At 54.9% G+C, this 14,526-nt stretch carries 12 protein-coding genes and 6 tRNA genes; 8 read left to right on the top strand and 10 right to left on the bottom strand.

Annotation, left to right across the window (positions count from 1 at the left end; translation table 11 throughout):
• The first annotated feature begins 3 nt into the window (after nt 1-3).
• Nucleotides 4-2,019 carry an NAD-dependent DNA ligase LigA gene (gene ligA / locus AB1E37_RS06785; RefSeq protein ID WP_004180820.1) on the top strand — a complete coding sequence of 672 codons (2,016 nt, stop codon included), beginning with the start codon at nt 4-6 and terminating at the stop codon, nt 2,017-2,019.
• A gap of 1 nt (nt 2,020) precedes the next feature.
• Complete coding sequence (locus AB1E37_RS06790) at nt 2,021-2,239, top strand: DUF3820 family protein (RefSeq protein WP_002913440.1); 219 nt, start codon at nt 2,021-2,023, stop codon at nt 2,237-2,239.
• On the opposite strand, the gene AB1E37_RS06795 is transcribed toward AB1E37_RS06790, so the two are convergent.
• The gene (locus AB1E37_RS06795; RefSeq protein ID WP_002913439.1) at nt 2,236-3,234 is read right to left on the bottom strand and encodes a bile acid:sodium symporter family protein; all 999 of its coding nucleotides are present in this window, start codon (nt 3,232-3,234) and stop codon (nt 2,236-2,238) included. The two genes, AB1E37_RS06790 and AB1E37_RS06795, sit on opposite strands and share 4 nt — an antisense overlap.
• Before the next feature lie 88 nt (nt 3,235-3,322).
• Between AB1E37_RS06795 and AB1E37_RS06800 the strand changes: the two genes are divergently transcribed.
• Nucleotides 3,323-4,249 (top strand): LysR family transcriptional regulator, encoded by a 927-nt coding sequence (locus AB1E37_RS06800; RefSeq protein WP_002913438.1) that lies wholly within the window; start codon nt 3,323-3,325, stop codon nt 4,247-4,249.
• A gap of 84 nt (nt 4,250-4,333) precedes the next feature.
• Here the strand turns inward: AB1E37_RS06800 and AB1E37_RS06805 are convergent.
• The 4 genes from AB1E37_RS06805 to AB1E37_RS06820 form a co-directional block, all read right to left on the bottom strand.
• Nucleotides 4,334-4,409, bottom strand: a tRNA-Lys gene (locus tag AB1E37_RS06805).
• 4 nt (nt 4,410-4,413) lie between these two features.
• A tRNA-Val gene (locus AB1E37_RS06810) sits at nt 4,414-4,489 on the bottom strand.
• A 46-nt stretch (nt 4,490-4,535) separates the two neighbouring features.
• Nucleotides 4,536-4,611, bottom strand: a tRNA-Val gene (locus AB1E37_RS06815).
• A 45-nt stretch (nt 4,612-4,656) separates the two neighbouring features.
• Nucleotides 4,657-4,732: transfer RNA gene (locus AB1E37_RS06820), tRNA-Val, on the bottom strand.
• 259 nt (nt 4,733-4,991) lie between these two features.
• On the opposite strand from AB1E37_RS06820, the gene gltX reads away from it, so the two are divergent.
• Nucleotides 4,992-6,410, top strand: coding sequence for a glutamate--tRNA ligase (gltX, locus tag AB1E37_RS06825; RefSeq protein ID WP_025368026.1), 1,419 nt, complete (start codon nt 4,992-4,994; stop codon nt 6,408-6,410).
• A 51-nt stretch (nt 6,411-6,461) separates the two neighbouring features.
• Here the strand turns inward: gltX and AB1E37_RS06830 are convergent, their stop codons facing one another.
• Nucleotides 6,462-6,854 (bottom strand): YfeC-like transcriptional regulator, encoded by a 393-nt coding sequence (locus AB1E37_RS06830; RefSeq protein WP_002913435.1) that lies wholly within the window; start codon nt 6,852-6,854, stop codon nt 6,462-6,464.
• A gap of 3 nt (nt 6,855-6,857) precedes the next feature.
• Complete coding sequence (locus tag AB1E37_RS06835) at nt 6,858-7,211, bottom strand: YfeC-like transcriptional regulator (protein ID WP_002913434.1); 354 nt, start codon at nt 7,209-7,211, stop codon at nt 6,858-6,860.
• Between the two features lie 219 nt (nt 7,212-7,430).
• Here AB1E37_RS06835 and AB1E37_RS06840 point away from each other — a divergent pair.
• The 3 genes from AB1E37_RS06840 to AB1E37_RS06850 all read left to right on the top strand — a co-directional run bounded on the left by AB1E37_RS06840 (nt 7,431) and on the right by AB1E37_RS06850 (nt 10,046).
• Nucleotides 7,431-7,506: transfer RNA gene (locus AB1E37_RS06840), tRNA-Ala, on the top strand.
• Nucleotides 7,507-7,547: 41 nt separating this feature from the next.
• A tRNA-Ala gene (locus tag AB1E37_RS06845) sits at nt 7,548-7,623 on the top strand.
• 209 nt (nt 7,624-7,832) lie between these two features.
• Complete coding sequence (locus AB1E37_RS06850; RefSeq protein WP_004149240.1) at nt 7,833-10,046, top strand: EAL domain-containing protein; 2,214 nt, start codon at nt 7,833-7,835, stop codon at nt 10,044-10,046.
• A 6-nt stretch (nt 10,047-10,052) separates the two neighbouring features.
• Here AB1E37_RS06850 and nupC read toward each other — a convergent pair whose 3' ends face one another.
• Nucleotides 10,053-11,255 carry a nucleoside permease NupC gene (gene nupC / locus AB1E37_RS06855; protein WP_002913423.1) on the bottom strand — a complete coding sequence of 401 codons (1,203 nt, stop codon included), beginning with the start codon at nt 11,253-11,255 and terminating at the stop codon, nt 10,053-10,055.
• Nucleotides 11,256-11,601: 346 nt separating this feature from the next.
• On the opposite strand from nupC, the gene AB1E37_RS06860 reads away from it, so the two are divergent.
• Nucleotides 11,602-12,843, top strand: a complete 1,242-nt coding sequence (locus AB1E37_RS06860) for an Nramp family divalent metal transporter (protein ID WP_002913421.1) — start codon at nt 11,602-11,604, stop codon at nt 12,841-12,843.
• Nucleotides 12,844-12,900: 57 nt separating this feature from the next.
• On the opposite strand, the gene AB1E37_RS06865 is transcribed toward AB1E37_RS06860, so the two are convergent.
• The gene (locus AB1E37_RS06865; protein WP_002913419.1) at nt 12,901-13,260 is read right to left on the bottom strand and encodes a DUF2502 domain-containing protein; all 360 of its coding nucleotides are present in this window, start codon (nt 13,258-13,260) and stop codon (nt 12,901-12,903) included.
• A gap of 130 nt (nt 13,261-13,390) precedes the next feature.
• Nucleotides 13,391-14,383 (bottom strand): L-glyceraldehyde 3-phosphate reductase, encoded by a 993-nt coding sequence (gene mgrA / locus AB1E37_RS06870; RefSeq protein ID WP_004174934.1) that lies wholly within the window; start codon nt 14,381-14,383, stop codon nt 13,391-13,393.
• Nucleotides 14,384-14,526 lie beyond the last annotated feature (143 nt).

Here is a 14,526-nt window from a genome sequence, read left to right on the forward strand (position 1 = left end):
GATATGGAACCAATCGAACAACAACTGACTGAACTGCGAACCACGCTTCGCCATCATGAATATCTGTACCACGTTATGGACGCGCCGGAAGTGCCGGATGCGGAATATGACCGCCTGATGCGCAAGCTGCGCGAGCTGGAGAGCCAGCACCCGGAGCTGATTACCCCGGATTCGCCAACTCAGAGGGTGGGGGCGGCGCCACTCACCGCCTTTAGCCAGATCCGCCATGAAGTGCCGATGCTGTCGCTGGATAACGTGTTTGACGAAGAGAGCTTTCTCGCCTTCAACAAGCGGGTACAGGATCGCCTGAAAAGCACAGATCATCTTACCTACTGCTGCGAGCTTAAGCTCGACGGCCTCGCGGTGAGCATTCTCTATGAAAACGGCGTGTTGGTGCAGGCGGCAACCCGCGGCGACGGCACCACCGGCGAAGATATTACCTCTAACGTGCGAACTATTCGCGCCATCCCCCTCAAGCTGCATGGCGAGAATATTCCTGCACGCCTTGAGGTACGTGGGGAAGTGTTCCTCCCGCAGGCCGGGTTTGAAAAAATCAATGAGGAAGCTCGCCGCACCGGCGGGAAAGTGTTTGCTAACCCGCGTAATGCGGCAGCGGGTTCGCTGCGCCAGCTCGATCCGCGCATCACTGCGAAGCGACCGCTTACTTTCTTCTGCTACGGCGTGGGCGTGCTGGAGGGCGGCGAGCTGCCGGCCAGCCACTCGGCTCGGTTGCTGCAGTTCAAAGCATGGGGGCTGCCGGTGAGCGATCGCGTCACCCTGTGCCATACCCCCGAGGAAGTGCTTACTTACTATCGTAAAGTCGAGGAAGAGCGTCCCCACCTGGGCTTTGACATTGATGGCGTGGTGATCAAAGTCGATTCGCTGGCGCTGCAGGAGCAGCTGGGTTTCGTCGCCCGCGCGCCGCGCTGGGCCGTGGCCTTTAAGTTCCCGGCACAGGAGCAGATGACCTTCGTCCGGGACGTGGAGTTCCAGGTGGGCCGCACCGGGGCGATTACGCCGGTGGCGCGTCTGGAGCCGGTCCATGTTGCCGGCGTGTTGGTGAGCAATGCCACCCTGCATAATGCCGATGAAATTGAACGCTTAGGCTTGAAAATCGGCGACAAGGTGGTGATTCGCCGGGCAGGCGATGTGATCCCGCAGGTGGTTAACGTGGTGCTTTCCGAGCGTCCGGCGGATGCCCGGGATGTCGTCTTCCCGACCCACTGTCCTGTATGTCAGTCAGACGTTGAACGGGTGGAAGGCGAGGCGGTAGCCCGCTGTACGGGCGGCCTGATCTGCGGCGCGCAGCGCAAAGAGTCGCTCAAGCACTTCGTCTCCCGTCGCGCGCTCGACGTTGACGGCATGGGCGACAAGATCATCGACCAGCTGGTGGAGAAAGAGTACGTCCATACCCCGGCGGATCTGTTCCGGCTGACGGCGGGGAAACTGACCGGGCTGGATCGGATGGGGCCGAAGTCCGCGCAAAACGTAGTCAACGCCCTCGAGAAAGCCAAAGAGACGACCTTCGCACGTTTCCTCTACGCCTTAGGTATTCGCGAGGTAGGAGAAGCGACGGCGGCGGGCCTGGCGGCGCATTTCGGCACTCTCGAAGCCCTGGAGCAGGCTTCCATTGAGGAGCTACAGAAAGTCCCTGATGTCGGCATCGTCGTCGCTACCCATACCTTCAACTTCTTTGCCGAAGAGAGCAACCGCGATGTCATTGCGCAACTGCTGGCGGAGGGGGTTCGCTGGCCTGCGCCGGTGGTGGTGAAGGCGGAAGAGATTGATAGCCCGTTTGCAGGCAAAACCGTGGTCCTTACCGGCAGCCTCAGCCAGCTGTCACGCGATGATGCCAAAGCGCGTCTGGTGGCGCTGGGGGCGAAGGTGGCAGGCAGCGTGTCGAAGAAAACCGACCTGGTGATTGCCGGCGAAGCGGCGGGTTCTAAGCTGGCGAAAGCGCAGGAGCTGGGCATCGAGGTGATTGACGAAGCCGAAATGATGCGTCTGCTGGGAGAATAACGTGGATAAAGCGCAGCTGGTCGAGATAGCCAATACCGAAATGCCGTTCGGTAAATACAAGGGACGTCGCTTAATCGATGTCCCGGAAGAGTATTTATTGTGGTTCGCGCGTAAGGATCAATTCCCTGCCGGGCATCTTGGCGAGCTGATGGCGTTGACCCTGCTGATTAAAACTGAGGGGCTGAGCGATCTGGTCCAGCCCCTGAAGAAAGCGCGTTAGGCTTTGGCCGCGTTGGCCTTTTCCTCAGCGAGACGCGCATCGGTTTGCTGCTTGTAGCGCCGCGCCAGCACCGCGCAGACCATCAGCTGGATTTGGTGGAAGATCATCAACGGCAGCACCATGATGCCGAGGATGGAGGTCGGGAAGAGAATATTGGCCATCGGAATGCCGTTGGCCAGGCTCTTTTTCGAACCGCAGAAGACGATGGTAATCTCATCGGCTTTGTTAAAGCCGCAGCGGCGGGCGACAAAGACGTTGACCGCGATGACGATGGCCAGCAGCACCAGGCTGACCACCACGATAAACAGCAGCGATCCCAGACCGACTTTATGCCAGATGCCATTCACCACCGCCTCGCTAAAGGCGGAGTAAACCACCAGCAGAATCGAGGTCTGGTCGGTCTTACCAATCCACTTCTTATGCTTCGCCACCCAGTCGCCAATCCACGGCCGCGATAAGTGACCGAGCACGAAAGGCAGCAGCAGCTGCAGCATAATTTTACCGACCTGCTCCAGACTGCCGCCTGCGCCGTGAAGGTTCATCAGGACCCCCACCAGTAGCGGGGAAACAAAGATCCCCAGCAGGCTGGAGGCCGAGGCTGAGCAAACCGCAGCCGCGACGTTGCCCCCGGCCAGCGAAGTAAAGGCGATAGCGGATTGCACGGTGGCCGGCAGAATGCACAGATAGATAAAGCCGCTGTAGAGCATCGGATCGACATTCACCGGCGCCCACCAGGCAAACAGAACCCCGAGTAGCGGGAAGAGAATAAAGGTGCTGCACATCACCCATAGATGCAAACGCCAGTGGCTGCCGCCGGCGATAATCGCCTCCCGGGAGAGTTTAGCGCCATGCATAAAGAACAGCAGCGCGATGGCGGCGGTGGTCAGATGTTCAAAGAAGGGGACGAAAGCGCCACGGGCCGGGAAGAATGAGGCCAGCAGGACAACGGTGATTAGCGTTGCCGTAAACGGATCGAGAATACGGAAAAGTTTCATAAACGCTCCTGAAAAGAGATGCGCTATTGTGCTTTTTTTCATTTGAGAAATAAAATTGATTTATTGCATCTATTCATGAATAAAAAAGATGAATTACTCTCTGCGTCAGTTAAAAGTATTTGTCACCGTCGCCCGGGCCAGAAGCTTCAGCCGGGCAGGGGAGATGATTGGCTTAAGTCAGTCGGCCGTCAGCCATAGCGTCAAGGAGCTGGAGCATCAGACCGGCGTCCGTCTGCTCGACCGTACTACTCGCGAAGTGGTGCTCACCGAGGCGGGTCAGCAGCTGGCGGGCAGGCTGGAACGTTTGCTTGATGAGTTGACGATTACCCTGCGTGACGCCGGGCGGGTAGGCCAGCAGCTGAGCGGCACCGTCAAGGTCGCCGCCAGTCAGACGATTTCCGCCCACCTTATTCCGCAGTGTATTGCTCACAGCAATCGTCGTTATCCCGATATCGATTTTGTGCTGCACGATCGGCCCCAGCAGTGGGTGCTGGAGAGTATCCGCCAGGGGGAAGTGGATTTTGGCATCGTGATTGATCCGGGGCCGGCGGCAGACCTTCAGTGTGAAGTGGTTCTGGCGGAACCATTTTTGCTGCTCTGCCGGGAGGATCATCCTTTTGCCAGCCTGACAGAAGTGCCGTGGCAGGCGCTGCAGGATGAAAGGCTAATACTGCAGGATTATGCGTCCGGCAGCCGCCCGCTGATCGATGCGGCCCTCAGCAGGCTGGCTATCCGGGCGAACATCGTCCAGGAGATTGGCCACCCGGCAACGCTGTTTCCGATGGTAGAATCGGGAATTGGCATCAGCGTTCTGCCGGCGCTGGCGCTACCGTTACCGCAGGGGAGCCATCTGACGGTGAAACGGCTGACTCCGGTGATGGAGCGGCAGCTGATGCTGGCATGCAGGAAAAATCGCTCGCTGTCGACCGCCGCTCAGGCGTTATGGGAAATTGTGCGTGAAGAAGGGGAGAATTTAACCGCCGCCAGGGTTGAAGATCCGCTATATCAGCGCTGACAGGGGAGATTGCTGCGGAGGGACTCGTGGCAGGGCCATGTTCCGCGCATAGCAAAAAGGCGCCTTTAGGGCGCCTTTTTACATTGGTGGGTCGTGCAGGATTCGAACCTGCGACCAATTGATTAAAAGTCAACTGCTCTACCAACTGAGCTAACGACCCGAAGTGGTGGGTGATGACGGGATCGAACCGCCGACCCCCTCCTTGTAAGGGAGGTGCTCTCCCAGCTGAGCTAATCACCCACTTCGGTACTTCACATTTTGACAGAAAATCCAGCTGGCGAGAAAGTGGTGGGTGATGACGGGATCGAACCGCCGACCCCCTCCTTGTAAGGGAGGTGCTCTCCCAGCTGAGCTAATCACCCACTTCTCAATTTTCTGTTCTACACGGCGGAGACTACGTTAAGTAGTGGTGGGTGATGACGGGATCGAACCGCCGACCCCCTCCTTGTAAGGGAGGTGCTCTCCCAGCTGAGCTAATCACCCCCGCTGTGTGGAGTCGCATTATAGGGAGAGTTGAAAATGAGTCAACGCCTTTTCTAAAGAATTCGTTCGTTCGTCGTAAAATTAAACAAAGCGATCGCGAAACCGGCGCCATAGCATGATTTATAAACAAAAATGGCAAACCGTGACGTTCCGATGGGAACAACATTGAGGAATCAGCCCACGGTGTTAGAATATTGACCCATAATTTCCACCGGACATTGCCGGCTATCGGCATCTTTATTAAACGTAAGGCCAATTCATGAAAATCAAAACTCGCTTCGCGCCAAGCCCAACCGGCTATCTGCACGTTGGCGGTGCGCGTACTGCTCTCTATTCCTGGCTTTTTGCCCGTAACCACGGCGGTGAGTTTGTGCTGCGTATTGAAGACACCGATCTCGAACGCTCCACCCCGGAAGCAATTGAAGCCATCATGGATGGCATGAACTGGCTGAATCTGCAATGGGACGAAGGCCCCTATTTCCAGACCAAACGTTTCGATCGTTATAACAACGTAATCGATGAGATGCTGGAAGCCGGTACCGCTTACAAATGCTATTGCTCGAAAGAACGTCTGGAAGCGCTGCGCGAAGAGCAGATGGCGAAGGGTGAGAAGCCGCGTTACGATGGCCGCTGCCGCCATAGCCACGAGCACCATGCTGACGATGAGCCGTGCGTCGTGCGTTTCGCCAACCCGCAGGAAGGTTCGGTTATTTTTGACGATCAGATCCGCGGACCTATCGAGTTCAGCAACCAGGAACTGGACGATCTGATCATTCGCCGTACCGATGGTTCCCCGACCTATAACTTCTGCGTGGTGGTAGATGACTGGGATATGGCGATCACTCACGTGATCCGCGGCGAAGATCATATCAACAACACGCCGCGCCAGATCAACATCCTCAAAGCGCTGAATGCGCCGGTGCCGGTTTATGCGCACGTGTCGATGATCAACGGCGATGACGGTAAAAAACTTTCCAAGCGCCACGGCGCAGTGAGCGTGATGCAGTATCGCGACGACGGCTACCTGCCGGAAGCGCTACTCAACTATCTGGTGCGCCTGGGCTGGTCTCATGGCGATCAGGAGATTTTCACTCGCGAAGAGATGATTGAGTTCTTCTCGCTGGGCGCGGTGAGCAAATCCGCCAGTGCCTTTAACACCGATAAACTGCTGTGGTTAAACCATCACTATATCAATACCCTGCCGGCGGAGTATGTGGCAACGCATCTGCAGTGGCATATCGAGCAGGAAAATATCGACACTCGCAACGGCCCGCAGCTGGCTGAGCTGGTGAAACTGCTGGGCGAGCGTTGCAAGACGCTGAAAGAGATGGCCCAGAGCTGCCGCTACTTCTATGAAGAGTTCTCTGAATTCGATGCCGACGCCGCGAAAAAACATCTGCGTCCAGTGGCGCGTCAGCCGCTGGAAGTGGTTCGCGATAAGCTGGCGGCGATTAGCGACTGGACGGCGGAAAACGTCCATCACGCGATTCAGGCAACTGCTGATGAGCTGGAGGTGGGGATGGGTAAAGTCGGTATGCCGCTGCGCGTGGCGGTTACCGGGGCAGGGCAATCTCCTGCGCTAGACGTTACTGTCCATGCTATCGGTAAATCCCGTAGCGTAGATCGTATCAATAAAGCGCTGGCTTTTATCGCTGAACGCGAAGGCCAGGCGTCCTGACGGCGACTCAGCTGAAACAACGGCAGGTTACCCTGCCGTTTTTTTTGTCTGTTATTCCGGACTGGCGATGCCGAGGCGGGCAAGAAAACCGCTAATCCCTTCCCGGGCCAGCAGATCGCGGAGCTGCAGCTGTTCTGCCGGAGTCATCAGCTGTAGGGTTTCCGTGATTTGCCGCCAGATCGCGTCTGCCTCATTGACCAGGTATGCACCTGGCGATTCCGCGAGATGATTGTCGGTAAGCAGATGGCGTCTGGCAGGGATGTTGGTCAGAAACTCGCGTACCGGTTGGTCGATAACCACCAGTCGCGCTCGCCCCCCTTTAACGCCGGGTATTGCTTCGGTGCGCCATTGTTTCTCGCGAACCCAGCGATTGATCGTTTGTCTGGCCAGCCCCAGGCAGTCGGCAAGCTCTGCGGGCGTCATTTTATCTTTCAGTTTCATCATGGTTTACCGATCGCGGATCCCTAACCGAAGCAGTAACCCGGTGATCCCCTCGCGCAGCAACAAAGACATAAGCTGCTTCTGCTCGCTGGGGGTGAGTTCTTTACTGAGGGTCAGCAGCAGCGATTCCAGATCGCTATCATGGGGAGAATAGATGCCGGGCGTCTCCGCCACGCGCTGGGCGCTGCGGATAAACTCCCTGACTTGCTCATTGACATGGACCAGGCGCGCTTTGCCGCCCTGGACGCCAGGTCGCGGAGAGGTTTGCCAGCCTTCTTTCCGCACCCACTTATTGATAGTTTGCCGACTGTAGCCGGTTAGATGGGCAATTTCTTCAGGTGTCATTCGTTCCTTGAGCATACTATTTCCTGAGTAAATGTATGGGAATTAGCTGCCCATGTTATAGCATCCTTTTACGTGAAAAGGTGACCTGTTTAACTTCTGACTGCGATAAGGCTCGCAATGTCAGCAAGTTGCCTGCTTTTTCAGCGATTGAATCGGGAAGGATAATTTTGCCGTTGACACCTGAGCGAGGAATTCATATTATGCCGCCCGTCAACACGACACGCTTTACGTTACGGGGCTATAGCTCAGCTGGGAGAGCGCTTGCATGGCATGCAAGAGGTCAGCGGTTCGATCCCGCTTAGCTCCACCAAATTCTGCACCCAGCGGATTTGGTTCGTAAAGAAGTCCTGTGGGGCTATAGCTCAGCTGGGAGAGCGCTTGCATGGCATGCAAGAGGTCAGCGGTTCGATCCCGCTTAGCTCCACCAAAATTCAGAACCCTCGCTTCGGCGGGGGTTTTTGTTTTTAGCGGGTTTCATGTAAAGCACTTTCTGGTTACGTCAGTTAATCTCCAGCAATTAAAATCGAAAGTAATTTCAGACTTTTTCCTGATAATTCGCCTTGCCTGCCCTAAATAAGCAACATAACATTTCCCCCATTAAACGTGATGAGGTTTCTGGAGCTTTAATTAACAATAATGCTTGATAAAATTAACATTAATATCAAAAAAACTCTATTGGCCTTTATCATTTGTTTAGTCGCTATTCCGCTGGCTCGTTTTATTTCACCGCAAACGATAATTGACGGCAACCTTATTTATATTGCCTGGCTGCCAATCAGCGTGATGTTTTCTGTTATTTTTATCTTTGGTCGCTATGCGATTGCGCCATTAATTCTCGCGTTTGCCATCACCAATAGTTTTCTCATTAAATTAACGCTGCCGCAGGCGTTTATCTTACTTTTTTGTCAACTGTTCGCCGTGTTTGTCTCCTGCGCTATTCTGCGACTGTTGGTGGGGAAGCGCTGGCGCTGCGGTCCAACGGCAAAACATATGGGGGCGCGGATCTTCTGGGGCGGCTTCTTCGCGCCGGTGCTCCTGAAAATCACCATGTATCTCGCCGGACAATATTTTGCGTTTCCATTAGCTATTACCAGTTACTTTGGTAGTATGCCGTTGATTTATACTGTAATAGATATCCAAAGTTTAATCAGTGCGGCATTAATTTTTACGACGTTTCTTTATTATCCAATGCGGATGATTATCAGTCCGCGCTACGCCCGACGTTTCTGGCAGCAGGAATGTTTACCGTGGCTGGCACCGCAATATCGCTCCTTTACCCTATATTGGTTTATCGCGTTGGCGGTGATATTAACGCTATTGTGTGCGCCGTATCAGTCTGAATTTATTGCCGGTTATTTAGTTCCGGTTATTTTTATTGTCTACTTTATCGGTATCAGTCGAATAGGCCATGCGCTATTGCGTATTTCATGGTCTGTCTCGGCCTTTTTGCTGGTGGTATATAACAAAAACTTTCTCCAGGGGGTGCAAAGCGAGTATTCACTCTCCTTTGTGCTGTCGGTTCTGATCTCCTTTACTATCTGTTTGTTTTATATGGCCGACATCTATGCCCGCAGCGACCGCAACAAACGCCGCTGGCGTAGCCAGGCGGAAGAGGATCCGCTGACCGGCTTGCCTAACCTGCGCGCGCTGGAGAGCCATTTACAGAGCTGTCCTCAGCAGGCTATCTGCAGCCTGCGTATTGATAATCTCGACTTTCTCAGTCGGCATTATGGTCTGATGATGGGGGTGGACTGTAAACGGCAGATTATTCGGGCGCTGCAACCGCTGCTGGGAGCGGCGGATAAAGTCTTCCAGGTACCGGGCAGCGAACTGATCCTCGTGCTTGATGGACCGGAGCCGTCGTCCCGCTTGAATCATATGGTCGCGGTCCTCAACCACAAAAAGTTCAGCTGGCACAATCAGCCGCTGGATTTGGAGTTTGGCGCGGCCTGGGGCCGCGATGACGGCCAGGGTGAGGGACTTTACCAGATGCTGGGCCAGCTAAGCTGGCTTTCCGAACAGGCGGGCAGTGAACGTCGGGTGCTGGCGCTGGACGAGGAGCAGGATCTGGTGGTGGATCAAACTACCGAGCAGGTGCGCCTCCTTATGCGCGTCAAGCAAGTGCTCAAAGATCGCGCGCTGATGCTCTATGCGCAACCGATTCAGAATCCGGAGGGGGAGGGTTATCATGAGATCCTCACGCGCATGCGCTGTGGCGATAGCGTCATTATGCCCGACCGATTCATTCCGCTGATTGTGCAGTTTAACCTCAGCCAACGTTTTGACATGCTGGTGCTGGAGACCTTGTTCAGTATGCTCCATAAGCATCCCGGCCAGCGCTTCTCGGTCAACCTGCTGCCTGCAACTCTGATGCAAAAGAACAGCGCAGGGCAGATTATCGCGCTGTTTCAACGCTATAGCGTCTCGCCAGAACTTATAACTATTGAGGTGACCGAAGAGCAGGCCTTCTCTAATGCGGACACCAGTCGGCAAAATCTTGAAGCGTTGCGCGCGTTTGGCTGCGCCATCGCTATTGATGACTTTGGCACCGGCTATGCGAACTATGAACGTCTGAAACATTTACAGGCCGATATCATTAAGATTGACGGCTGCTTCGTCCGCGACATCCTCACGGACCCGCTGGACGCCATCATGGTGAAATCGATTGTCGAGATGGCGCGGGCGAAACAGATGAGCGTGGTGGCGGAATATGTCGAAAGCGAACCGCAAAAAGCGCGCTTGCTGGAGCTGGGCGTGAATTATCTGCAGGGTTATCTGATCGGTAAACCACAGCCGCTGGGTGAATGTCGGGCAAAAAAAAGCCGGGCATTGCCCGGCTCAGATGACTGACGTCTGTTACAGAACCAGCGCCGCAATCGAGGCGGACAGCACGCTAACCAGCGTGGAGCCGTACACCAGCTTCAGACCGAAGCGAGAAACTACGTTGCCCTGTTCTTCGTTCAGACCTTTGATCGCCCCGGCAATAATACCGATAGATGAGAAGTTGGCGAAGGAGACCAGGAAGATAGAGATAATGCCTTCCGCGCGCGGGGAGAGCGTCGAGGCAATTTTCTGCAGATCCATCATGGCGACGAATTCATTGGAGACCAGTTTGGTAGCCATAATACTGCCCACCTGCAGCGCTTCGCTTGCCGGCACACCCATCACCCAGGCGACCGGGTAGAAGATATAGCCGAGGATACCCTGGAAGGAAATGCTATAGCCGAACCAACCGGTCACGGTGGCGAACAGGGCATTCAGCGCCGAGATCAGCGCGATGAAGCCGATCAACATCGCCGCCACGATAATCGCGACTTTAAAACCTGCCAGAATATACTCGCCCAGCATCTCGAAGAAGCTCTGACCTTCGTGCAGATTCGACATCTGCAGATTTTCTTCGCTCTCTTCCACGCGGTAAGGGTTAATTAATGACAGAACGATAAAGGTGCTGAACATGTTGAGCACCAGCGCCGCAACGACATACTTTGGCTGCAGCATGGTCATGTAAGCGCCTACGATGGACATGGACACGGTGGACATCGCCGTCGCCGCCATGGTGTACATGCGGTTGCGCGACATTTTGCCGAGAATATCTTTATACGCGATAAAGTTTTCCGACTGGCCGAGGATCAACGAGCTCACGGCGTTGAAGGACTCCAGCTTACCCATGCCGTTAACTTTCGACAGGACGGTACCGATCGCGCGAATGACAATCGGCAGGATACGAATATGCTGCAAAATGCCGATCAAAGCCGAAATGAAGACGATAGGGCACAAAACTTTGAGGAAGAAGAAGGCCAGGCCTTTATCGTTCATGCCGCCGAACACGAAGTTTGTCCCTTCGTTGGCAAACCCGAGGAGTTTTTCAAACATCTCGGAAAATCCTTTCACAAAACCCAGACCAATATCGGAGTTGAGGAAGAACCAGGCCAGCAGGACTTCAATGACAAGCAGTTGAACAACATAACGAATACGGATCTTTTGGCGGTCATGGCTGACCAACAGGGCCAGTATAGCCACCACAACGATCGCGAGGACAAAATGCAAGACGCGGTCCATAGTTGCTCCAAATATGAGGCAGGTTAAATTTCCGTGCACATTCTATGCAACGGCTTTAAAGAAAACGAGATCAATTGCACACTATTGCAAGGAACTGTGACCAATGGCAAAAATAGTGATCCAACATCCACTTTTGTTATGTTACGTAAAGGTTTTAAAAGTTGCATTCTTGTACTACTCTTAATAGCGGGCTGGATCTCGTTTTCTGACGCCCGTATTTCATTTCCGGCCAGCTATTGTTCCCTTCTATCACAGCAATCATTATCTCCATTCTAAATGAACTTGATAATCATTCGCATTTTGATAGCATAAAACATAGCAAAGGCTATATTTCCAGAGGCAGAAGATGACTAGCAGTCGCGTTGAGAATAGCAGTAGTCGCGCCGCGCGCAAGGTGAAGCTCGCCTTAATGGGCCCGGCTTTCGTCGCTGCCATTGGCTATATCGATCCGGGTAATTTCGCCACTAACATTCAGGCCGGCGCCAGCTTTGGCTACCAGCTGCTGTGGGTCGTGGTGTGGGCTAACCTGATGGCGATGCTGATCCAGGTGCTTTCTGCCAAACTGGGCATTGCCACCGGCAAAAACCTGGCCGAGCAGATCCGCGACCATTACCCGCGTCCTGTTGTCTGGTTTTACTGGGTACAGGCGGAAATTATCGCTATGGCCACCGATCTGGCTGAATTTATCGGCGCCGCGATTGGCTTTAAGCTGGTGCTCGGCGTGTCGCTTCTGCAGGGGGCGGTGCTGACCGGGGTGGCGACTTTTCTGATCCTGATGCTGCAGCGGCGCGGACAAAAACCACTGGAGAAGGTGATCGGTGGATTGTTGCTGTTTGTCGCCGTGGCCTATGTCGTGGAGTTGATCTTTTCCCAGCCCGCGCTGGCTCCTCTGACGAAAGGGCTGGTGATCCCCACGCTGCCCAACGGGGAGGCGGTATTCTTAGCCGCCGGGGTACTGGGTGCGACAATCATGCCGCACGTTATCTACTTACATTCCTCGCTTACCCAGCATCTGCATGGCGGAACGCGAAAAGAACGCTATAACGCGACCCGCTGGGATGTGGCGATCGCTATGACCATTGCCGGGTTCGTCAATCTGGCGATGATGGCGACCGCTGCGGCGGCATTCCACTTTAATGGCCATACCGGCGTCGCCGATCTTGATCAGGCCTACATGACGCTGGAGCCGCTGCTGAGCCACGCGGCGGCGACCATCTTTGGCCTCAGCCTGATTGCCGCCGGTTTATCGTCGACCGTGGTGGGCACTCTGGCAGGTCAGGTCGTTATGCAGGGGTTTATCCGCTTTCATATTCCGCTGTGGTTTCGCCGGGCGATCACCATGCTGCCGTCGTTTGTCGTCATTCTGCTGGGGCTGGATCCTACGCGCATCCTGGTAATGAGTCAGGTGTTGCTCAGCTTTGGCATTGCGCTTGCCCTGGTGCCGCTGCTGATATTTACCAGCAATGCGAAGCTGATGGGGGACCTGGTGAATACCCGTTGGGTGAGAGGCATCGGCTGGGCGATAGTCGCTATTGTGGTGAGCCTGAACGGCTGGTTAATAGTGGGGTCGCTGCTCGGGGTGGATTAATTGATTCCTGATGCTGAATAAAGTAAAGGGGAGCCGATGGGCTCCCCTTTACGTCTGTTAGTGATGGCCATGTCCATGACCGTGACCGCGCCCACCCGGGCCGCGTCCCCAGCCGCCGCGGTGGTCATCGCGGTCGTTCCAGCCAGCACGATAGCCGCGCTCCCAGGCTTTATCTCTGCCTTTGTACCAGCCTTTGTGCCAGCCGTTGTCATGACGATGCCAACGGTTATCACGCCATTCATAGTGACGACGCCAGTAATCACGGTCGCGCCAGCTGCCACCGTCCCAGTAGTTACCGTAATTGTCACGATCGCCTATTTGTAATTTTACCGATGGCAGCAGGGTGATTTCACCAGCGTTAGCGACCAGTGGCCCTGCGGCCAGCAGTACTGCTGCCAGAATCAGTGACCTGAACATACTCTTCTCCTTCACGATCGGGGCCGTAAGCGGCCTGTTAACCTGATATTACGGGCCGGTAAAGACCCGCCGCATCGGACGAACTCCGAAAGAGCAGGAAAGAGCACTTTTTGCTAAAGTAACATTTGCTTTACAGCGCAAGGATGGCGTCGATGGCCGCGCACTCCTCGGTGGTGAAATGGCGATTCTGCAGCATGCCGACGGCATCATCCAGTTGCGCGGTTTTGCTGGCGCCGATCAGCACCGAGGTGACTTTCTCTTCGCGCAACACCCAGGCCAGCGCCATCTGCGACAGCTTCTGCCCACGCGCTTCCGCCTGCCTGTTAAGCTGACGAATTTTTTCTAATCGGGCAGGAGTCAGTTGCTCCGGCTGCAGAAAACGACTGCTGCTGGCGGCGCGCGAGTCGGCCGGAATGCCGTTGAGATAGCGGTCGGTAAGTTGCCCGCCGGCCAGCGGTGAAAACGCTATGCTTCCAATCCCTTCCGTCTGCAGAAAATCCAGCAATCCTTCTTCCACGCCGCGTTCGAACATCGAGTAGCGAGGCTGGTGAATGATGCAGGGGGTGCCGAGGTCGTTAAGGATCTTCACCGCCTCCCGCGCCTGGGCCAGAGGATAGTTGGAGATCCCGACATATAGCGCTTTACCCTGACGAACCAGATGATCGAGCGCACGCATCGTTTCCATCAGCGGCGTCTGTGGATCAGGCCGGTGATGGTAAAAAATATCGACGTATTCCAGCCCCATGCGTTTAAGGCTCTGGTTAAGGCTGGCTACCAGATATTTTCGCGATCCCCAGTCGCCGTAAGGGCCGTCCCACATCGTGTAGCCTGCTTTAGTGGAGATGATTAACTCATCGCGATAAGGCAGGAGCGACTCTTTCAGGATGCGGCCAAAGTTGCTTTCCGCCGAGCCCGGCGGCGGCCCATAGTTGTTGGCCAAATCGAAATGGGTTATACCGAGGTCAAAAGCGTGCAGGAGCATCTGCCGGCTGGTTTCCACTCGCGTTTCATCGCCAAAGTTATGCCACAGGCCAAGGGAAATAGCCGGTAGCTGCAGACCGCTGCGGCCGCAGCGACGGTACTCCATCGTTTGATATCGCGTGGTGCTTGCCTGGTAAACCATTCTTCCTCCGCCGACAAAACAGGATGTGTATACGTTTACACTAAACAATGTTCTGCGTGGAGTACACTGCTTTTTCTGCGTAATTATTGCTTTACACTGCCATTATCACCTCCCATCTGGACAGGCGGATCGCTTATTCAATA

Origin of the sequence: Klebsiella sp. Shm-1 (assembly GCF_040804525.1) — a bacterium.
GTDB lineage: Bacteria > Pseudomonadota > Gammaproteobacteria > Enterobacterales > Enterobacteriaceae > Klebsiella > Klebsiella pneumoniae.